Here is a 19,947-nt window from a genome sequence, read left to right on the forward strand (position 1 = left end):
TGAAAGGAAGATAAAATGAAACGTTTTGCTTTTGTATCGGATTTTGATGGTACCATTTCTCAAAAGGATTTTTATTGGATTGTGATTGAAAAATATTTTCCTGAAGGTAGAAAGCTCTATACAGAATGGAAAGCGGGTAAGCTGAAGGACATTGACTTTCTGTCTACTGTCTTCAGCTCAATTAACCAAAACGAAGACGTTATTTTACAAGACATCGATGAAATTGAAATTGATCCTGGAGTCCCTGCTTTTATTGGAGAAGTGCAAAAAAGAGGCGGAGATTTTTATATTTTAAGTGCAGGTTCAGATTACTACATTCGACCTCTTCTGAAAAAGCATGGTGTAGAGAATGTCGAGGTGCTTTCAAACACCGGTGTGTTCCAGGAAAAAAATGTTCATTTGCAAATTGATCCTAAGCACTGGAGCTATTCTGATCGTTACGGAATTGACAAATCGTTAGTTATTCAGGATTTCAAGAAAAGATACGAGCAGGTCTATTTTGCTGGTGATAGTGAACCGGATTCACACCCAGCAGCTTACGCAGACATCACGTTTGCAAAATCTGCTCTCCAAGATTTGTTGGACAAAAAGAACGTTCCGCACGTGAAAGTAGCGTCTTTTCAAGAAATTACATCGTATTTTAATCAAAAAGGTTTGTGGAACTAAACATATCTACAAGAGGAGAGTTAACAGCATGATTACATTTGAAACGGTCGTAGCAGATACACACTATATCGTTGAAGAAATGTTAAAATCAACGAAGACGAAAAACATAAAGTCAGTTGGGGAGCAGTTTCTAATTAAGTTAGAGGACACGTACATTGGCTATGTGCACACTGAAACCATTAAGAGCACTTGTCACATTCATACTTTCGTTATTCACAACGACTATCAAGGGTATAGTTTCGGAACGCAAGCTTATCTCTTACTTGAAGAGAAGTGTCATGCAACTCAAGTAGAGCTAAACGTCTCTGAGGACAAAAGATACAACCAGTTTTGGGAACGATTAGGGTTTAAAACAGCTGAAAGCGACCCCACTACTTTTGTCAAAGAGATACTGTCATAAAAAAGACCATCTTCAGGCTTGAAGATGGTCTTTTTTATTAGCGCATTCTTTTAGCACCGGCGTATTTATCTTGCCAATATTTGTCCGTTAAATAATCAACGGTAACCCCTTCTTTATGTTTGGCATGGATCATGCGGTTTTTACCAATGTAAACACCCGCATGCGAAATTCCGCTGCGATATGTATCTTCAAAAAAGACAACGTCTCCAACTTGTAGATCCTCTTTTTTGACATATGTACCAAACTTCCATTGTTGATCCGTAGAGCGTGGGAGTGCTGCGTTATACGCTTCTTTAAATACATATTGAATAAAGCCCGAACAGTCAAAACCATCTTCTGGACTTTCTGCTCCAAATTGGTACGAAACACCTAGTTGTTCCCGGCTCTCAGAGACAATTTTATAGTCTGAAAATGAAAAGGTAGAGGCACTGAGTCTTTTTGCTTTCACAAAATGTTCATTCCAAAATGCACTATCTTTGAAGCTTTCCTTAACAACTTCACCTTTTGAAGTAGAAGGAAATATCATCTGTCCATCTCCCATATAAATTGCAGCGCTTGTAAGGGAAGGAGAGTTTGTAGAGAAAAACAAAAGGTCTCCCTCTTTTAAATCACTTTTATTTACTTCTGTTCCTAGTGCACTTTGTCCTTCTAGCGTGCGTGGCATATCTACATTTAAAGCTGTTTCTACTACATAGTAAATGAACCCTGAGCTATCGAATCCTTCTGTTTTGGTTTCACCACCGCTAACATAGTTAATTCCTGTTAATCCATGAGCAGCCTCCACCACTTTAGTAGTATCCATTTCCGCTGCGTTAAACTTAGTAGGTGAAGTCCAAAGTAAGCTGATACCTATAATTGCAGCCGCAATTAGTTGACGCTTTTTCATTTTTTTCCTCCTCTTCGCTTTTATAAAAAGACTACCTTTTGAATTATGACTTAGAAAACTCTGGATTTCGAGATTCTTTTTTCCTGTAGTGAAATACCTATCCAAGAACTTTTTAATTAATAGAATTGACCTAATATGTTAAATGTTCTGACAACTATCTTGTGCAGCAGACTTTTAAATGATAAAATCAATTTAACCGAAAAACGGAATTTAAGTTCCGTTTTTCGGTACAACAAGATAGATAAGGGGATGAAGAAATGAAACGCATTGACGTGAACTGTGATTTAGGTGAAAGTTATGGAGTCTATAAGATTGGAAACGATAAAGAGATTTTAAAGTTTGTTTCTTCGGCTAATATCGCATGTGGCTTCCATGCTGGAGATCCAACCGTTATGCGAGAAACCGTAAAACTTGCGTTGCATCATGATGTGGCCATTGGTGCTCATCCTGGTTTGCAAGATTTACGCGGGTTTGGACGTCGAAATATTCAAATTACGCCTAGTGAAGCCTATGATTTAGTCGTATATCAAATTGGTGCACTCTACGGATTTGTAAAAGCTGAGGGGGGCACTATGCAACATGTAAAGCCACATGGTGCTCTTTATAATATGGCGGCGAAAGATGCTGCATTATCCAAAGCAATTGCTGAAGCTGTATATGCAGTGAATCCTGAACTTGTTTTATTTGGCTTATCCGGAAGTGAACTGATAAAAGCAGGAAAAGAATTAGGCCTTCAAACAGCTAATGAAGTATTTGCTGATCGTACATATCAAGAAGATGGCTCTTTAACTCCTCGAACAATGAACGGTGCTTTAATCGAAGAAGACGAAGTAGCGATTAATCAAGTTATTCGAATAATTGAGTATAAAGAAGTGCAGTCTCAGCAAGGAACAGCAGTACCTATTCAAGCTGATACGGTTTGCATTCATGGAGACGGTACCCATGCATTGCAGTTTGCATACGCACTCAATTCAGCGTTTAAACAAGCAGATATTACGCGTACCGCTGTGTCATACCGATAATTGAGAGGGGAACTACTATGGAGCCAATAAAACAAGCAAAAAAACAGCAACTTTCGCCTGTCCCTAAACTAAACTGGACGCTTATGATGGGAGCAGCCTTCTTAATGGCCACGTCTGCTATCGGTCCTGGTTTTTTAACTCAAACTACTGTTTTTACTCAAACATTAGCAGCTAGCTTTGGGTTTGTTATTTTAGTTTCAATTATTTTAGATATTTTTGCACAAACCAACGTATGGCGAATTATCGCTGTATCTGAAAGAAGAGGACAAGACATTGCTAACATGGTGCTACCAGGACTTGGCTATGTAATTGCTGGGCTCATTGTGATGGGAGGTCTTGCTTTTAACGTGGGAAACATTGCAGGGGCTGGATTAGGATTAAATGCCTTGTTTGGCATCGCACCTGAATACGGAGCGATTGTAAGTGCAATCATTGCAGTAGCAATCTTTTTAATTAAAGAAGCTGGAAAGGCTATGGATCGTTTCACACAGTACGCAGGTTTTGTCATGATTGGCTTAATGTTTTTTGTAGCGTTTAAAACAGCCCCTCCTGTTGGTGAAGCTGTAGTAAAAACAGTAATGCCCGATACGATTGATATTGTAGCGATTGTTACGTTAGTAGGTGGAACTGTAGGTGGGTATATTACGTTTGCTGGAGGTCACCGATTATTAGACGCAGGAATAAAAGGTGTTGATGCTCTACCACAGGTAACCAAAAGCTCAGTAGTTGGCATTTTAATCACATCTGTTATGCGTATTGCGCTTTTTTTAGCAGTTCTTGGCGTTGTATCACAAGGGCTTCAAATTGATCCAAGCAATCCACCCGCTTCAGTCTTTCAGTTAGCGGCAGGAAACATTGGCTATAAAATTTTTGGAGTTGTTATGTGGTCAGCGGCTATTACCTCTGTTATTGGAGCAGCCTACACATCTGTATCGTTTATTCGTACATTTAGCAAACGATTAGAGCAGCATCATAAATGGGTGATTATTGGTTTTATTATTTTATCGACACTTTGCTTTGTAGTTATTGGAAAGCCCGTTAAAGTATTGCTATTAGTTGGCGCAATAAATGGACTCATTTTGCCAATTGCCCTTGGAACGCTCTTGGTTGCTGCTTACCGAAAAGATATTGTAGGGGATTACAAACATCCTCTTTGGTTAACGGTCTCAGGTAGTCTTGTGGTAATTGTGATGGCACTAATGGGAGGATACACATTAATTAATCAACTGCCTTTATTATTTAAATAACGGAGCTGGAGGTGAATGGTCTTATTCACCTCCGTATTGTTGAAAGGAGACCAAATATGAGTTATGCAGCTGAAACACCAGAAAAAATCCGTAAGCTCATTCGTGAAATGAAAATCACTGGACCAACAGCAGGGATGGCAAATGGATATGCTCAGGCAAATCTAGCAATCTTAAAACAGGAACATGCGTATGACTTTTTACTATTTTGTCAGCGTAACCCAAAGTCGTGTCCACTGTTAGACGTAACAGAAATCGGTTCGCCGTATTTAACCGTTGCCAAAGGAGCAGATATTCGTACGGATTTACCTAAATACCGTGTGTATCGCGAAGGTGTGTTAACAGAAGAGGTAACAGATATTACATCGCTTTGGGAAGAAGATATGGTAGGTTTCTTGATTGGTTGCAGCTTTACGTTTGAAGACGCTTTGTTAAACAACGGTATACCAGTCCGGCATATTGAAGAGAACTGTAATGTTCCTATGTATAAAACCAATATTGAATGCAAATCAGCGGGTTTATTTAAAGGAGTAACGGTTGTAAGTATGCGCCCTATGCCTTATCGGGACGTACCTCGCGCGGTGCAGGTGACTTCTCGTTTTCCTTCTGTTCATGGAGGCCCTCTTCATATTGGGAGTCCAAAAGAAATTGGCATTCAACAGATTGACCAGCCAGACTTTGGTGATGCAGTAACCATTCTTGAAGGAGAAGTACCTGTTTTTTGGGCCTGTGGAGTTACACCACAAGCCGTTGCGATGGAGGTTAAGCCATCCATTATGATTACGCACGCTCCAGGACATATGCTCATTACGGATATACGTGATGATGAGCTGGGAATTTTATAAACGAGGTGAAGAACATGATTAAAGTAGTAAATAAAAAGAAGACAATCGCAGAGCTTACACCGCTTGGGGATTCCGCAATTGTTGTAACATTCGGTTCAGAAATGAGCGTCGGTACTCATAAACAAATTATGACGCTTATGATGGCACTTGAAGATACGCCGTTTGAAGGCTTTATCGAAAGTGTCCCTGCATTTACAAACTTAACGATTTTTTACGACCCGCTTATTGTCTATCAAACGTATCAAATGCAAGGTTCATCTTTAACATCTCCTTTTAAAATTGTCTCGGGTTTAGTAGAAAAAAAGCTTGCTAGTTTACCAGACGATAAAGATCAAACTTCTTCAACTGTAGAAATACCAGTTTGTTATGGTGGTAAATACGGACCAGATTTACAGGACGTAGCGAAGATTAATAATTTGACTCCTGATGAAGTTGTATCTATTCATTCGAGTGGCGAATACCTCGTATATATGGTCGGATTTGCACCAGGATTCCCATTCTTAGGCGGCATGTCAGAGAAAATTAAGGCGCCGAGAAGGCCTTCTCCTCGCTCCAATATTCCAAAAGGATCTGTTGGGATTGCAGGAATGCAAACAGGCGTTTATCCAATCTCTACACCTGGAGGATGGCAGCTAATTGGTCAAACACCAAAGCCTTTGTTCTTACCAGAGCAAAATCCGCCTAGTTTACTTGAAGCAGGCAATATCGTCAAGTTCATCCCTATTACAGAGCGTGAATTCTTAAATTTTACAAAGGAGAGATAAGCATGAGCATAAAGGTCTTAAAACCAGGTTTACTAACGACTATACAAGACTTAGGACGAACTGGTTTCCAAAAACACGGTGTCTTAGTGAGCGGAGTTATGGATACGTATTCTTTACGCGTAGCAAATCTGTTAGTTGCAAACGATGAAAAAGAAGCTTGTTTAGAAATGACTTTAATGGGTCCAACACTTGAATTTGAAAAAGATTGTGTAATCGCTATCACTGGTGGCGATTTGGCACCCAACATTAACAATGAGCCTGTACACATGTGGAAGCCGATTTACGTATCAAAAGGAAGTACCCTTCAATTTGGACCCTGTAAAAAAGGATGTCGAGCTTATTTAGCAGTAAAAGGTGGATTTTCAATATCTCCTGTTATGAATAGTAAAAGTACATATTTACGTGGTGAGTTAGGTGGTTACAAAGGGCGCGCATTACAAGCAAACGATGTAATTAAATTCACTACTTCTCAACAGCAGCATGTAAAGGTGGCAAGTCATGTACATATGCCAAACTGGTATGTGAATTTTCACGAGCGCTTATCGTTTGAAAAAAAGCCGATTATCCGTGTAATAAAAGGCAGTCAATTTGATTTGTTTACTAAAGAAAGTCAACATGCATTTAGTGAGCAAGCCTTTAAAGTTAGTACTCAATCAGATCGTATGGGCTATCGAATTGCAGGTCCTGAGCTTGCACTTAGTGAAAAAGTAGAGTTGCTATCAGAAGCCGTAACGAATGGATCCATTCAAGTACCGCCAGATGGAAATCCAATCATTCTATTAGCAGATCGACAAACAACGGGTGGCTATCCAAAAATTGCTCAGGTCATCACGGCTGACTTGCCAATTCTAGCTCAGGTAAAGCCTGGGGAAAGCATTTATTTTCAATATATTACGCTAGAAGAAGCTGAACAAATTTATTTAGAGAACGAAAAAACTATGAAGCAGTTAGCGTGTTCAATTGCACTTTATCAAAAAGAAGCTTAAAAAAGCAAAAGGAGAGAAAAGAATGATTAACACTGCGGAGTTAAAAGAGGTTATATCTTTAATGAATGAAGGCGGCATTCAAAAACTACATGTGGAACATGATGGAACAAAGATTGTTCTCGATAAATCACTAACGAAAGAGGAAACAAAAGTAATACCCCCTAGCAAATCCAATGAGATAGAACCCACGTCTCCATTAAAAAATGAAGAGGTATCAAAATCAGTTCATGAAGTTCGTTCTCCTATGGTTGGAACATTTTATTCTTCTCATGAACAAGGAGCTTCACCTTTTGTTTCTGAAGGGAATAAAGTCAATGCTAACGATATCGTCTGTATCGTAGAGGCAATGAAGCTTTTTAATGAAGTAGAAGCGGGAATCGAAGGAGAAATTGTAGAGGTTCTTGTGAAAGACGGGGACATTGTCGAATACGACCAGCCTCTATTTTTAATCAAGCAATGAGGGCTAATAAGGAGTGAGATCATGTTTAAAAAAGTGTTGATTGCTAACAGAGGAGAGATTGCTGTTCGTGTGATTCGCGCATGTAAGGAACTTGGCATCAAAACTGTAGCCGTGTATTCTACTGGAGACCGTGATGCTCTTCATGTGCAGATGGCTGATGAAGCATACTGTATCGGTGGAAAAAGCCCTAAAGACAGCTATTTAAACAGTAAAAGCATCATCAGCGCAGCGGACGTTTCGCATGCAGATGCAATTCATCCTGGATATGGCTTTTTATCTGAAAGTGCACAGTTTGCAGATGCTTGCCTGGAGTATGGGCTAACGTTTATTGGTCCCTCATCTCAGGCAATCTTAGATATGGGTGCTAAATCAAAGGCGCGTGATACTATGAAGCGAGCCAACGTACCAATTGTACCAGGGAGCGACGGTTTAATTAAAGGCAGTAAAGAGGCCGCTGAGATTGCAAAAGAAATTGGTTACCCTGTCATCGTGAAAGCGTCTGCTGGTGGAGGCGGTAAAGGAATGCGAACGGCTTTTAATGAAGAAGAACTTCACAAAGCAGTCCGTCAAGCTCAGCAAGAAGCAGAAAAAGCGTTTGGAGATAAAGGAGTGTACTTAGAAAAGTTTATTGAAGACCCTCGTCATGTTGAAATTCAAATTTTAGCCGACAAGCATGGGCATGTTATTCACTTAGGAGAACGAGATTGCTCTATCCAAAGACGCCACCAAAAGCTCATTGAAGAGTCACCATCACCAGCGCTTAACGAAAAGCTACGAAACGAGATGGGAGACGCTGCTGTGAAAGCTGCCAAAGCAGTGAACTACTATGGTGTGGGTACGGTTGAGTTTTTACTTGATAAACACGGTGCATTTTATTTTATGGAAATGAATACGCGCATTCAGGTTGAGCATCCAGTAACCGAGTTAGTAACAGGCGTAGATTTGATTAAAGAGCAAATTACAGTTGCGGCAGGTTATCCACTACCCTTCACACAGGAAAACATTACTTTTTCTGGATGTGCAATCGAGTGTCGTATAAATGCGGAAAATCCTTGGCGTGACTTTATGCCGTCACCCGGAACTGTAACAGGCTACATTCCACCTGGAGGATTTGGGGTGCGCGTAGATAGCGCAGTATATGCAGGGTATACCATTCCGCCTTTTTATGATTCGATGATTGCTAAAGTTATTGTTTACGGAAAAAACCGTACGGAAGCAATTCAGCGCATGAAGCGTGCACTCAGTGAGTTTTATATTACAGGAGTGCAAACAACAATACCGTTTCACTTATCTCTTCTAGAACACGAAAAATTTGTGGAAGGAGATTTTACAACGAAGTTTTTGGACATGTATGAGATTCATCCACAGCAGGTAGCAACTTCATAAATAGTAAAAGAAGGCACCTTTCTATAGGGTGCTTTCTTTCTTATTTATATCTAATTAAACGTGAAAAAACATCCTAAAATAAGGTGCTTTCCATTAGTTTGTTGTATAATAAAACAAAGATTGTGAAAATATGTTCAAATTAAAGGAGAGCGTGAGTATGCAAGATAAAAATAAAACGGTTATGAAATCGATGAGCATTCTAACGCTGTTCATTGATTACCCTCGCCTTACATTTAACGAATTAATGGATAAGACAAATATTCCTAAAACATCACTTCACCGAATGCTTGGGTCTTTAGAAGAAATGGGCTTTTTAACGAAAGATCCATATGGTCACTATGAACTTGGCCTTCTTTTTTTACAGTTTGGTCAGCTTGTAGCCGATCGGCTCGATGTTAGAGGGCTTGCGCTACCTATTATGCAAGCGCTTCGCGATGAAGTGGAAGAAGCTGTTAACCTGATTGTTCGCGATGGAGATCAAGCGATGTATATTGAAAAGATTGAAGCTGTGCATCCCGTGCGTCTGTATACCTCGATTGGACGAAAATCACCTCTTTACGCTGGTGCATGTTCTCGCATCATTCTATCTTTTCTATCGTCTGAAGAACAGCAGCGTTATTTAGAAATAACTGATTTACAACCAATAGGGATAGGCACAATTACCGACAAAGAAAAATTAAATGAAGAGCTTCATAAAGCACGTGTAAACGGCTATACAATTAGTCATTCTGAACTAGAAGACTATACAACAGCAGTTTCAGCTCCAATCTTTAACCATAAAGGCGAAATTGCAGCTGGAATTAGCGTTGCGGGAATTGATGCACATTTTAATGAAGAAAGAATGCCGTTTTTAATAAAAAAAGTAACAGCGGCTGCAGCGGAGATTTCTGCAAAACTAGGATATATTCCTCAGCACACATCTCCATTTGCGCAGTAATTTACATAAACGGAGGAGTTTACGAATGAGACGATTAGAAGGAAAAAGAGTTGCTCTTGCTGGTCAGCGAAAAGTAGAGGCCATCAAAAAAATCGTAGAAAACTTAGGTGGAATTGCTCTTATTAGACCGGCACAAGGAACCATTTTTTTAGATGACACTCATCTTGAAGAAGATGTAAAAGAACTTGTTCAAGGTGCGTACGATTGGTTTATTTTCACTACGGGTATTGGTACGGAAATCTTGTACAATACGGCTGATAAAATGGGGCTAGCTTCCCAATTTTTAGCTGCATTAAAAAACGCTAAAATTGGAGCCCGCGGCTATAAAACCATTAATATGTTAAAGAAATTAGGCCTTACACCAACTGTTCGTGATGATGATGGCAGTACAGCTGGTCTCGTTCGAGAATTGCAGAGCCACTCGTTTGATGGGTGTAAAGTTGCGCTTCAGCTTCATGGAGACCCGGCTCCAGCTTTAATGAACTTTTTAAATGAACAAAATGCAAATGCCAAGGATATTCTTCCTTATAAGCACATTCCTCCTAAACCTGACGTGATGGAGCAACTGTTAGATGAAATACTAACTAGGAAGGTAGACGCAGTCAATTTTACAAGTGCCCCGCAGCCTCGTAACCTTTTTTCGTTTGCGCGTGAAAAAGGAAAGGAACAAGAGGTTTTAGAAGCATTTGAGACAGACGTTGTGGCTTTATCCGTTGGAAAAGTAACGGCTGCAGCGTTAAACGAACAAGGTGTGAAGCGCGTGGTCGTTCCGCTACAAGAACGAATGGGGAGTGCGATTGTAGCCCTAGAGCAATACTATGAGCAAACTATAGAGAAATAATCAGGAAAATAGTACGCGTTTGCGTGCTATTTTTTTCTTGTATTTCACTAAGTCTTCCAATTATGAAATGAAATTGTAATATTTCATATAAATACATCGTGGTATAATTTTCGTAGTAAAAGACTATTTTTAGCTATTTTTCGACAATAATAGTTCGATATATACATAGATGATTAGACAGATGAAGTAATGGAGGAGTTTAAAGTGAATAAAAAAGCTATTTTTGCCAATGCCGCAGTTGTTTTAGGATTATCAAGCGTGTTTTCAACTGAAGCATTCGCCTCAACGATAAATGAAATGGAAAGCCAAAAAACAACAATTCAACAAGAGAAAGAAGAACTGCAAGGGAAAATTTCCAGTGCAAACGAAGAAAAAAAACGCTTGGAAAAAGAACAAAGCAGCTTATCAGCTCAGTTGGAGCGTTTAAAACTAGCAGCTAAGGAAAATGAAAAGAAAGTAGCAGACACAGAAGACAGCATTAAGCAGACAACTAAGAAAATAGACAGCCTTCAAAAAGACATTGATATGTTAAATGAGAAGCTTGAAGAACGAAACCAAATTTTAGCGGAGCGTGCAAAAGCACTTCAAGAAGCTGGGGGAAGTGTTGATTACGTTCAAGTCCTTCTTGGTTCCAAAAGCTTTTCTGACTTTGTTGATCGCTCGGTAGCCGTGTCAACAATTATTAACGCAGACCGTGATATTTTAAAAGAAACAAAAGAAATGCAGGATGAAGTAGCAGAGAAACAATCTTCTATAAAAGGTAAGTTAAAAGACCTTGAAGCGATGAAAGAAGAGTTAAACGGTATTAACGAATACTTAGTTGAACAAAAAGCTGAGCAAGAGACACTTTCTGCTCAATTGAATGATAAGAAATCAGAAAACGAGCAACAGGTAGCATCTTTAACTGAACAAGAGACGGATTTATCAACTCAAGAACAATCATTAACAGACAGCATTGCTGCTGAAAAGCAAAGAGAGCAAGAACAAAAAGAAGCAGCTGAAAAAGCTGAACAGCAGGTATCTATAGCTTCAAGCCAAACGATTGCTGAAAAAGCCGCTCCCGCTCAAGATAATGAAAATCCAAATCCTACACCAAAAGCTACTGTAGAAGCACCAGCGGCTAAGTCAGCTCCTGCTGCATCTCATTCCAATGTTGCAACCGTAGGAAACAAATGGATTGGCAATTCTGCATACGTATTTGGTGGAGGTCGTACGCAAGCGGATATTAACCGTGGATTCTTTGACTGTTCATCGTTTGTACACTGGGCATATTCACAAGTAGGTGTTGAGCTAGGACCTCGTGGCTATGTAAGCACTGAAACATTAAAGCGTGCGGGCACACAAATTTCTGCAACGCAAATGCAGCCTGGCGACCTTGTCTTCTTCAATACCTATAAAACTGATGGACATGTTGGCATTTATGTAGGAAATGGTAAGTTCATCGGTGCTCAAAGCAAAGGCGTTGGCATTGCAGATATGACTCAAGGTTATTGGAAACAAAAATTCAACGGCCGTGTTGTTCGTATTTAACGTATAATTTTCTAAAAAATCATTCATACTAGATGGATGATTTTTTTAGGAGGTACGGCATGGATTTAGTACAAGATTGCATTAAGAAAGACTTACGAATTCTATTTGTGGGTTTTAATCCGAGCATTCGATCAAGTGAGACAGGCTATCACTTTGCGCACCCTCGCAATCGATTTTGGAACATTTTATACAAGTCTGGATTAACGCCACGACTTTATAAGCCTGAAGAAGATGTAGATTTACTGAATCTTGGCTATGGCCTTACAAATATTGTGGATCGTCCTACAAAAGCTGCTGCAGAAATCACCAAAGAAGAATACGAAGAAGGACGAAAGCAGCTCGCTCATAAAATTCGTACGTATCATCCAAAAGTCGTTTGTTTTGTTGGCAAAGGCGTCTATGAACAGTACAGTAAACGTAGAAACGTTCCTTGGGGAATTCAAGAGGTTCCAGTTATTGAAGGAACACTTGACTTCGTGGCACCTTCCTCAAGCGGCTTAGTACGAATGAAAGTAGACGATATCGTGGCTATTTACCGAGAGTTAGCAGATTTTTTCTACTAAAAAAAGACGAATAAGTTTGGGAAGGAGGAACCTATGAAACTTCGAGTATCAGCGGTTCAATATCATCTTCATACAATTCAATCCTTTGAGGAATTTGCTCATCAAGTTGAGCACTATGTAAAAACAGCAGAAGAATTTGGAGCAGAGTTTGTTATGTTTCCAGAATTTTTTACAACACAGTTAATGTCGATAGGTAATCATCAAGGGCAAGCATTAACAATTCAGGATTTACCGGACTTTACCGAGCAGTATCGTTCTTTATTTATGAGTTTAGCTATTAAAATGAACATTCATATTATTGCAGGTACACACGTAATAAGAAGAGAAGGGCGTCTTTATAATGTAGCTCATCTTTTTTACCCGGATGGCCGTATAGGTGAGCAAGCCAAGCTTCATATGACGCCAACAGAGCTACAAGAGTGGGACATGACGCCTGGGGAAAGCCTGCAGGTTTTTGAAACTACAAAAGGAAAAGTTGCGCTGCTTACTTGTTATGATATTGAGTTTCCTGAGATTGTCCGTATGGCAAAAGCGAAAGGTGCAGATGTAATATTCTGCCCATCATGTACGGATGATCGTCACGGGTTCCATCGCGTGCGCTATACAAGTCATGCACGAGCAATCGAAAACCAAGTTTACGTAGTAAACTCTGGGACAGTAGGTTCACTTCCTACCGTTGACTTTATGCGTGCCAACTTTGGTCAAGCTGCAATCATTACCCCAAATGATGTTCCGTTTCCACCTAAAGGGCTAATGGCTGAAGGTGAAATTAATCAGGATATGATTGTCACAGCTGACTTAGATTTGGAATTACTCTATAAAGTTCGAGAAAGCGGATCGGTAACAACATGGCGTGATCGCCGCACAGACTTGTATACCGATTGGGAAAAAGAAGAGGTCTTGATGCGATAAGGAGTGATGAATGTGTACCGAAGAGAGTTTTTTGTATTTGACGAAAAAAAGCCTGTTCCTGCCATCATACGAAATTATCATCAAGCTGATTTCCAAGATTTAATTGCTATACAACAAGAATGTTTTCCACCTCCCTTTCCGCCTGATTTATGGTGGAATATCGAGCAGCTTACCAATCACATTACCCTATTTCCAGAGGGAGCATTGTGTATAGAAGTAAACGATAAAGTAGTAGGAAGCATGACTGGGTTATTAGTTCAGTTTGACCCTAAGTCACCAAACCATACGTGGGAGGACGTTACGGATAGTGGTTATATTCGTAATCATGATCCAAATGGAAATTCATTATATGTTGTAGACATTAGTGTAACCCCTACTTACCGTAAGCTAGGGTTAGGGAAATGGATGATGAATGCCATGTATGACAATGTTATTCACTTAAAACTAGAGAGATTAATAGGCGGTGGCAGGATGCCTGCTTACCATCAATACCAAAGAAAGCTAACGCCCGAGCAATATATCGAAGAAATCTTAAAAGGTACCATTCAAGATCCAGTTATCACATTTTTGCTACGCTGTGGTCGAACTCCGCTTAAAGTGATAGAAAACTATTTAGAAGACGAAGAGTCTTGTAACTACGCAACGCTAATGGAATGGAAAAATCCATTTTGGGTACAAAAAAAGCATCTCAGCTAAATGAGATGCTTTTTAGCGTTTTACAGCCGATTTTGGTTTGCTCATGACTTTCTTTAAAACTTCGGTTAAGTATATATTACCTTCTGGGTTGATCTTTTGTAGCAAGAAAGCAGTTGCTTCTATATCATCCATTGCACGGTGTGCATTTTCTCTAGAAATTCCATGTGCATCTAGAAGCGTTGTTAGCTTTTTATTGATAAACCCGTATTCTTTCCACTTCACGGATCTCATTGAGCAGTGCCATTTCCAGTCTTGTAAAAAAGAATAGCGCTTTAGTAAAAAGCTACGATCAAAAGAAGCATTATGCGCAATGATGCCATCAGCTTGTTTAAATAGCTCAATTACTTTTTGATCATCAAACCTTTGACCTTTCACCATTTCATTTGTAATCCCAGTTAGCCTAGTAATATGAGGATAAATTGGGTATGTCGGCATTTCGAATCCATTATAGCGGTCTATCTCCGTGAGGATTTGAAGCTGTCCATCGTATTTGTAAAGTAAGATTCCAAGTTCAATCATTTCACAACTAGCGGGACTTAAGCCGGTTGTTTCAATATCAACAAACGCAAGTATTTTATACTGTCCAGACAAGACGTTCTCTCCCTTATCATCATGATTCTCTTATTCTACCATTGATTATTCAAATGGAAAAACGATTCCTACGTGAAAATTGACGCGTTTCTTATAAATAGGGTAGAATGATGGTAGAAGTTTATATGGAATTCCCAAAGGGGAGTAGCTGCTACAGCAAGGTCGTCACTCCGAGAGAATCTCTCCGGCTTTGTTGGCAATATGTGATATTGTTAGCGAGACCTTTGCCAAATGTTTTTGGTAAAGGTCATTTTAACCATCTTTACAAAAAACATTGTGAAGATGGTTTTTTTATTAGTTTCTACCTTTAAAGGTTGAAAATAAATTTTCAGGAGGAAAACAAATGAAAAAATGGTTAATAGGAATCCTAGCCAGCACATCGCTTTTATTAGGCGGCTGTTCAATGTTAGAAGGAGCAAATGATACGCTTACGTACGTAAACGAAGCGACAGACTATGTGCAGGAGGCCAAAGCTTTTGCTGAAGAAGCACCTGAATTAGCTCAACAAGCCATTACAGATTCAAATGCTGCAGCGGAATTTGAAACAAAGCTAGAAGATATGAAAGGGGAAATTGAGAGCTTCAATGAACTTAATGCCCCTGAATTAGCAGCTGATTTACACGCTCAGGTACTTGAGCAAAATGAAAAAGCTCTAGACGGAATCAATACGTATTTAGAAAATATAGAAGGTGGAAAGTTAGATCCTGCAGTACTTGAAAATACGGAGCTATTTCAGTCCATCCAAGACATTTCAAGCATCGTTAAGCAAATTGAAGATTTAGGATTATAAAGTAGAACAGGGAAAAGGTATCGGATTTGAGCCCGATACCTTTTCTACGTTAGCAGTGTTTGCTTCGTTTTATTTAAAGTGATAGAAAACAAAAAAAGCTCGTCTACAAGAGACGAGTGAAAAGGGGCATATCTATAAAAAAAGTACTGTCTTTACTATATAAGAGAAAAGTGAAAAAACGATGAAAAATTACCTTTTTTACAAAAATTCTCTCGAGAAATAACTAGCGAAATGTCTGCTGTCTTTTTTTCTAGAATTCTAGTATTGTAAAGATAAAGAACTTTAATAAGGAGGCGTTTAAATGCGAATTGTATCTCTATGCCCAAGCAATACCGAACTTATTGGTTATTTGCAATGCGAACATCTACTTGTAGGAGTTGATGATTATTCAGATTGGCCTAACAATGTTCAAAAATTACCGAGGTTGGGTCCTGATTTGTCTATTAACATGGATCTTGTTGAAGAGTTAAAGCCCGATTTAATCTTAGCTTCTCTAAGTGTTCCTGGAATGGAGCGCAACATTAATGAATTAAAGAAGCGAAACCTTTCCTTTATTACCCTCAATCCTCAATCCTTAAATGATATTCGAAAAGACCTTCTAACTGTAGGGAATTTAATTGGGGTGGGCAATTATGCAGAAAAAGTAGTGAAACGGTTTGATGAAGAAATAACGTACTATAAAGAAATATCCGATCGTATCGCATACAAGCCCAGCATTTATTGGGAATGGTGGCCAAAACCTTTGTTTACGCCAGGTGGCTCAAACTGGCTAACTGAAATTAGTGCACTTGCTGGAGCCAAAAATCTGTTTGAAGATCACAATGAAGCCAGCGTTCAAACAACATGGGATGTCGTCAAAAAGAGAAAACCTCAAGCGATATGCCTTGCCTGGGTTGGAGTAACGGAAAAGAACGTCAATAAAAAAGTAATTCAAAAACGTTCTGGTTGGAAAGAATTAAGATTGTCGGAAACGGATATACATATTTTAGAGGAGGCGTTATTTTGCCGGCCGTCTCCACGCTTATTAGTTGGTCTTAAAAAGTTAGCTAAGCTGCTTCACCCTGCTACTTTTAAAGAGGATGCAGATGAAGATGTGCTACTATCAGTTGTAAAGAGTGTAAATGTTGACAAGCCTTAATCAACAAACTATGCTGTTACTACTAAAAAGAGAGAAAAGGAAGTGGTACATTGAAGCTAAATGAAATTCTTGAAACATTAACTAACCGAAAACCAAATATTTTGGGCACGGATGAATTTTTACAGTTTGCCGTTTTGGTTCCGCTTATTCAAAAACAAGATGAGCTTCATGTGTTATTTGAAGTAAGAGCGCACCATTTACGTAGACAACCTGGTGAGATTTGTTTTCCAGGAGGTAAGATTGAGCAAAGCGATTTAACACCTAAAGATGCAGCAGTAAGAGAAACGACAGAAGAACTAGGTATTGAAAATAAAGCGGTTGAAAATGTTCAGCCGTTAGATTATATCGTGTCACAGTTTGGAACTATTATTTATCCGTATATAGGGGTTTTAAAAAATGATTTGCCACTACGTCCAAATCCTTCTGAGGTAGCGGAAGTGTTTACCGTACCTCTTTCGTTCTTTAAAGAAAATCCACCTAAAGTTCATCATATTCATTTTAAAGTAGAGCCTGACTCAACCTTCCCATTTGATGATATCATTGGAGGAGAAGATTATAATTGGCAAACACGTAAGGTGGAAGAGCATTTTTATTATTATAAAGATCGTGTCATTTGGGGGCTAACTGCTAAGATTTTGCATCACTTCATTCAGCTATTGAACAAATAAAAACAGGCGGTCACAACCGCCTGTTTTTATAATGTTTTTAGAGCTTGCTCAATACTTTTATCGCCTGCTAATAAGTCAAACGCTTTTTTGTAGGTTCCTTCTTCTGTAAGGCTAGAAATCACAACTTTGGCTACGTCTTCACGAGGAATGGTGCCGCGCGTTAAGTTTGTGGCAACTTCTACTTTATTCGTACCAGCGTCGTTCGTTAATCCGCCTGGTCGAATAATTGTATAGTCTAAACTACTTGCTTCTAGAATTTTGTCAGCATAGTGTTTTGCTACGTAATAAGGCTTTAAATCTTCATTCCAGTTTTCACGATGATGAGCTTGTAGGGCACTTACCATAATAAAACGATTAACTCCTACATTTTCAGCCGCCTCAATCGATTTGGCTGCTCCATCTAAATCAATTAGCAACGTTTTGTCAGATCCCGTGCTACCTCCTGAACCAGCAGTGAAGATGACCGCATCGCAGCCTTTCATGGCTGCTTCTAATTCTTTTACCGTTCCTTCAAGGCTAGCATAGACCGCCTCAATCTTCTTACTTTTTAGTTTCTCGAGCTGTTCTTCCTTGCGGACCATAGCACGTACAGTGTGTTGTCCATGAGTTTGCAATAGATTTACAACCTTTTGACCGATTTGTCCATTTGCTCCAATAACTAGAACTTTCATGTACATTCTCCTTTCTATTCTTTCTTTATTGTTTCATAGAATTCTTATGCACTCAAAAGTTATGCTTTAAACACATTTAAAAGAAAAATAAAATAAAATTCATAAATAAGAAAATAAAACCATTTTCAACCCAATAAAATTCCTAACAATTGGAAAAAAATCAAATCTTTATAACTATTTTTAGTATTTATTGGAATTTTATTAAAAGCACTTACATTCTTGATATACCAAGTTTCAGGGTCTAAAATGTGCCTTTTTTGTCTTTAAACTATAAGAATAGAGTATATAGGACTATTGAAATTTTACTAATTAATGTTTTTTTGATATTATTCTTTGGGTCACTAATATTTTAGTCATTAAACTATTTTAATTCATTTTTTCAATGGTTATGTTGAAAACGTAAAGGAGAGATAAAGATGAAATCAAATACGATTCAACATCTAGTTGCAGAGAGAGCGATGTTATCACCACATAAAGAAGCATTAGTAGAAGGTGAACAACGCTATACGTATGAAATGTTTTCTAATCAAATTAATCGAATTGCAAACTTTTTAGTAAGTCAAGGTGTAACAAAAGGAGATCGCGTCGGGATTTTAGCTCGTACAACCGCTGCTTATCCAACTGTTATGATGGCAATTGTGAAAATTGGAGCTGTTGTCAGCCCGCTTAGTGAAAATATGACATCTTATGAATTAGACCACATTATTGAAAGTGGAAAGTTAAAAGCACTTCTACATCATCAAGAGTTTTCAACAGTTGTGGAAGGAGCTAAAGCAATTGATCAACTGGACTTTACGGTAACGCTAGAGCGCGAACCTAAGTTTAATGAACAATTCAATAAATTTTCAGCAAAAGAACCTTTTATTAACTATGAAGTAACTGAAGAAGATACGGCTTTAATGATGTTTACGTCAGGTACAACAGGAAACGCAAAAGGCTGCATGATTTCACATGGTGGCGTTCGAAAATACTTAGAAAGCGGAAGAACAGAGGATTTAATTCATGTTGAAATGCACTATTTGTTTGTGCATCCATTTTTCCATATGAGTTCAATGAACTCCATGTTTCACTGCATTAAAAGCGGCGTGACAATGGTTTGTTCAGAAGAAACCGAGCCGGCACGTATTTTAGACGTTATTGAAAAAGAGGATATTACGCTCTTATTAGCTTTGCCACCGGCTCTTACGTATTTATTAGAAGAGCTCGAGCAAAATCCTCGTGAAAACTTACCGTGGAAGCTAGCTTTATCAGGTGGAACAAAAGTACCTGAATCACTTATTCGTAATTTAGAAAAGCATGGTGTTACGGTAGCACAAGGTTACGGTAGTACAGAAGCTTGGGTGATCAGCGCATGGGCGCCTCAAATGGGATGGGATAAAGTAAACTCTGTTGGAAAACCAATTTCAGGTGTTGAAGTAAAAGTAGTTAACCCTGAAACAAGAGAGGCAGTTGCAACAGGAGAAATTGGTGAAGTTCTTGTGAAAAGCCCGTATATCTTTAAGGGATACTGGGGAAATGAAGCGGCAACACAAGCCGTTTTACATGACGGATGGTTAGCTATGGGGGATGCAGGAAAACTAGATGAAGATGGATTCTTATACATTGACGGTCGCTACAAAGACGTAATTGTATATGGCGGAGACAATATTTATCCAGACCAAGTAGAAGATGTGATTTTAGGCATTGATGACGTATTGGAAACGGCTTTAGTTGGTATGCCCGATACCTTATATGGAGAAGTTCCTTACGCCTATACAGTCGTAAGAGAAGAATGTGGTATAACAGAAACTGAGGTTAAAGAGTACTGCAAAGAACGATTAACAGCCTATAAAGTTCCTGAGATCGTATTTGTACCTTCTCTTCCTAAAAACAGCGTAGGAAAAATCATGAAGAAAAAAGTAAAAGAGCTAGCTTTAGCTCATGCTTAAAAAATAAACAAAAAAAGCGGTGA

Annotated in this window: 22 protein-coding genes; 19 read left to right on the plus strand and 3 right to left on the minus strand. The window is 38.9% G+C overall.

What is annotated here, in order from left to right:
- Positions 1-15: 15 nt before the first annotated feature.
- Together NIZ91_10060 and NIZ91_10065 are read left to right on the plus strand one after the other, a co-directional pair.
- Entirely contained in the window at positions 16-666 is a 651-nt protein-coding gene (locus NIZ91_10060; protein USY56965.1) for an MtnX-like HAD-IB family phosphatase, read from the plus strand.
- A gap of 28 nt (positions 667-694) precedes the next feature.
- Positions 695-1,066, plus strand: a complete 372-nt coding sequence (locus NIZ91_10065; protein USY56966.1) for a GNAT family N-acetyltransferase — start codon at positions 695-697, stop codon at positions 1,064-1,066.
- A gap of 37 nt (positions 1,067-1,103) precedes the next feature.
- Here NIZ91_10065 and NIZ91_10070 read toward each other — a convergent pair whose 3' ends face one another.
- On the minus strand, positions 1,104-1,952 hold the full coding sequence (locus NIZ91_10070) for a C40 family peptidase (GenBank protein ID USY56967.1): 849 nt from the start codon (positions 1,950-1,952) through the stop codon (positions 1,104-1,106).
- A 257-nt stretch (positions 1,953-2,209) separates the two neighbouring features.
- Between NIZ91_10070 and NIZ91_10075 the strand changes: the two genes are divergently transcribed.
- The 13 genes from NIZ91_10075 (at position 2,210) to NIZ91_10135 (ending at position 14,138) form a co-directional block, all read left to right on the plus strand.
- Positions 2,210-2,974: a LamB/YcsF family protein gene (locus NIZ91_10075; GenBank protein ID USY56968.1), complete on the plus strand. Its 765-nt coding sequence runs from the start codon at positions 2,210-2,212 to the stop codon at positions 2,972-2,974.
- 17 nt (positions 2,975-2,991) lie between these two features.
- Positions 2,992-4,221 carry a divalent metal cation transporter gene (locus tag NIZ91_10080; protein ID USY56969.1) on the plus strand — a complete coding sequence of 410 codons (1,230 nt, stop codon included), beginning with the start codon at positions 2,992-2,994 and terminating at the stop codon, positions 4,219-4,221.
- Between the two features lie 56 nt (positions 4,222-4,277).
- The gene (locus NIZ91_10085; protein ID USY56970.1) at positions 4,278-5,063 is read left to right on the plus strand and encodes a putative hydro-lyase; all 786 of its coding nucleotides are present in this window, start codon (positions 4,278-4,280) and stop codon (positions 5,061-5,063) included.
- 14 nt (positions 5,064-5,077) lie between these two features.
- Positions 5,078-5,827 (plus strand): 5-oxoprolinase subunit PxpB, encoded by a 750-nt coding sequence (pxpB, locus tag NIZ91_10090; protein USY56971.1) that lies wholly within the window; start codon positions 5,078-5,080, stop codon positions 5,825-5,827.
- A gap of 2 nt (positions 5,828-5,829) precedes the next feature.
- The gene (locus tag NIZ91_10095; GenBank protein ID USY56972.1) at positions 5,830-6,813 is read left to right on the plus strand and encodes a biotin-dependent carboxyltransferase family protein; all 984 of its coding nucleotides are present in this window, start codon (positions 5,830-5,832) and stop codon (positions 6,811-6,813) included.
- Positions 6,814-6,835: 22 nt separating this feature from the next.
- Positions 6,836-7,273: an acetyl-CoA carboxylase biotin carboxyl carrier protein gene (gene accB / locus NIZ91_10100; protein ID USY56973.1), complete on the plus strand. Its 438-nt coding sequence runs from the start codon at positions 6,836-6,838 to the stop codon at positions 7,271-7,273.
- Positions 7,274-7,294: 21 nt separating this feature from the next.
- Complete coding sequence (gene accC, locus NIZ91_10105) at positions 7,295-8,659, plus strand: acetyl-CoA carboxylase biotin carboxylase subunit (protein ID USY56974.1); 1,365 nt, start codon at positions 7,295-7,297, stop codon at positions 8,657-8,659.
- Positions 8,660-8,816: 157 nt separating this feature from the next.
- Complete coding sequence (locus NIZ91_10110) at positions 8,817-9,596, plus strand: IclR family transcriptional regulator (GenBank protein ID USY56975.1); 780 nt, start codon at positions 8,817-8,819, stop codon at positions 9,594-9,596.
- 25 nt (positions 9,597-9,621) lie between these two features.
- Positions 9,622-10,437, plus strand: a complete 816-nt coding sequence (locus NIZ91_10115) for a uroporphyrinogen-III synthase (protein USY56976.1) — start codon at positions 9,622-9,624, stop codon at positions 10,435-10,437.
- 204 nt (positions 10,438-10,641) lie between these two features.
- Positions 10,642-11,967, plus strand: coding sequence for an NlpC/P60 family protein (locus NIZ91_10120; GenBank protein ID USY56977.1), 1,326 nt, complete (start codon positions 10,642-10,644; stop codon positions 11,965-11,967).
- A gap of 59 nt (positions 11,968-12,026) precedes the next feature.
- Complete coding sequence (gene mug, locus NIZ91_10125; protein ID USY56978.1) at positions 12,027-12,530, plus strand: G/U mismatch-specific DNA glycosylase; 504 nt, start codon at positions 12,027-12,029, stop codon at positions 12,528-12,530.
- A 33-nt stretch (positions 12,531-12,563) separates the two neighbouring features.
- Entirely contained in the window at positions 12,564-13,442 is an 879-nt protein-coding gene (locus NIZ91_10130; protein USY56979.1) for a carbon-nitrogen hydrolase family protein, read from the plus strand.
- Positions 13,443-13,454: 12 nt separating this feature from the next.
- Positions 13,455-14,138, plus strand: a complete 684-nt coding sequence (locus NIZ91_10135) for a GNAT family N-acetyltransferase (protein ID USY56980.1) — start codon at positions 13,455-13,457, stop codon at positions 14,136-14,138.
- A gap of 12 nt (positions 14,139-14,150) precedes the next feature.
- On the opposite strand, the gene NIZ91_10140 is transcribed toward NIZ91_10135, so the two are convergent.
- Positions 14,151-14,729 (minus strand): exonuclease domain-containing protein, encoded by a 579-nt coding sequence (locus NIZ91_10140; GenBank protein USY56981.1) that lies wholly within the window; start codon positions 14,727-14,729, stop codon positions 14,151-14,153.
- A gap of 343 nt (positions 14,730-15,072) precedes the next feature.
- On the opposite strand from NIZ91_10140, the gene NIZ91_10145 reads away from it, so the two are divergent.
- From NIZ91_10145 to NIZ91_10155, 3 genes are all read left to right on the plus strand, one after another.
- A complete protein-coding gene (locus NIZ91_10145) occupies positions 15,073-15,519 on the plus strand; it encodes a DUF6376 family protein (protein ID USY56982.1) in 447 nt (148 codons plus the stop codon).
- Positions 15,520-15,820: 301 nt separating this feature from the next.
- A complete protein-coding gene (locus NIZ91_10150; protein ID USY56983.1) occupies positions 15,821-16,657 on the plus strand; it encodes a cobalamin-binding protein in 837 nt (278 codons plus the stop codon).
- A 50-nt stretch (positions 16,658-16,707) separates the two neighbouring features.
- The gene (locus NIZ91_10155; GenBank protein ID USY56984.1) at positions 16,708-17,325 is read left to right on the plus strand and encodes a CoA pyrophosphatase; all 618 of its coding nucleotides are present in this window, start codon (positions 16,708-16,710) and stop codon (positions 17,323-17,325) included.
- Positions 17,326-17,351: 26 nt separating this feature from the next.
- Here the strand turns inward: NIZ91_10155 and NIZ91_10160 are convergent, their stop codons facing one another.
- Positions 17,352-17,996 carry an SDR family oxidoreductase gene (locus NIZ91_10160; protein ID USY56985.1) on the minus strand — a complete coding sequence of 215 codons (645 nt, stop codon included), beginning with the start codon at positions 17,994-17,996 and terminating at the stop codon, positions 17,352-17,354.
- Between the two features lie 416 nt (positions 17,997-18,412).
- Between NIZ91_10160 and NIZ91_10165 the strand changes: the two genes are divergently transcribed.
- Entirely contained in the window at positions 18,413-19,924 is a 1,512-nt protein-coding gene (locus NIZ91_10165; protein ID USY56986.1) for an acyl--CoA ligase, read from the plus strand.
- Positions 19,925-19,947: the final 23 nt, after the last annotated feature.

This window comes from Bacillus sp. 1780r2a1 (assembly GCA_024134725.1).
Lineage (GTDB): Bacteria > Bacillota > Bacilli > Bacillales > Bacillaceae_H > Priestia > Priestia aryabhattai_A.

Excerpts from the sequence above, each read along its gene's own strand:
- NIZ91_10165 (USY56986.1), top strand. The coding sequence starts at position 18,413 with ATGAAATCAAATACGATTCAACATCTAGTTGCAGAGAGAGCGATGTTA.
- NIZ91_10095 (USY56972.1), top strand. The coding sequence starts at position 5,830 with ATGAGCATAAAGGTCTTAAAACCAGGTTTACTAACGACTATACAAGAC.
- NIZ91_10150 (USY56983.1), top strand. The coding sequence starts at position 15,821 with ATGCGAATTGTATCTCTATGCCCAAGCAATACCGAACTTATTGGTTAT.
- accB (USY56973.1), top strand. The coding sequence starts at position 6,836 with ATGATTAACACTGCGGAGTTAAAAGAGGTTATATCTTTAATGAATGAA.
- accC (USY56974.1), top strand. The coding sequence starts at position 7,295 with ATGTTTAAAAAAGTGTTGATTGCTAACAGAGGAGAGATTGCTGTTCGT.
- NIZ91_10085 (USY56970.1), top strand. The coding sequence starts at position 4,278 with ATGAGTTATGCAGCTGAAACACCAGAAAAAATCCGTAAGCTCATTCGT.
- NIZ91_10130 (USY56979.1), top strand. The coding sequence starts at position 12,564 with ATGAAACTTCGAGTATCAGCGGTTCAATATCATCTTCATACAATTCAA.
- NIZ91_10065 (USY56966.1), top strand. The coding sequence starts at position 695 with ATGATTACATTTGAAACGGTCGTAGCAGATACACACTATATCGTTGAA.
- NIZ91_10080 (USY56969.1), top strand. The coding sequence starts at position 2,992 with ATGGAGCCAATAAAACAAGCAAAAAAACAGCAACTTTCGCCTGTCCCT.
- NIZ91_10115 (USY56976.1), top strand. The coding sequence starts at position 9,622 with ATGAGACGATTAGAAGGAAAAAGAGTTGCTCTTGCTGGTCAGCGAAAA.
- pxpB (USY56971.1), top strand. The coding sequence starts at position 5,078 with ATGATTAAAGTAGTAAATAAAAAGAAGACAATCGCAGAGCTTACACCG.
- NIZ91_10075 (USY56968.1), top strand. The coding sequence starts at position 2,210 with ATGAAACGCATTGACGTGAACTGTGATTTAGGTGAAAGTTATGGAGTC.
- NIZ91_10160 (USY56985.1), bottom strand. The coding sequence starts at position 17,996 with ATGAAAGTTCTAGTTATTGGAGCAAATGGACAAATCGGTCAAAAGGTT.
- NIZ91_10145 (USY56982.1), top strand. The coding sequence starts at position 15,073 with ATGAAAAAATGGTTAATAGGAATCCTAGCCAGCACATCGCTTTTATTA.
- NIZ91_10060 (USY56965.1), top strand. The coding sequence starts at position 16 with ATGAAACGTTTTGCTTTTGTATCGGATTTTGATGGTACCATTTCTCAA.
- NIZ91_10110 (USY56975.1), top strand. The coding sequence starts at position 8,817 with ATGCAAGATAAAAATAAAACGGTTATGAAATCGATGAGCATTCTAACG.
- mug (USY56978.1), top strand. The coding sequence starts at position 12,027 with ATGGATTTAGTACAAGATTGCATTAAGAAAGACTTACGAATTCTATTT.
- NIZ91_10070 (USY56967.1), bottom strand. The coding sequence starts at position 1,952 with ATGAAAAAGCGTCAACTAATTGCGGCTGCAATTATAGGTATCAGCTTA.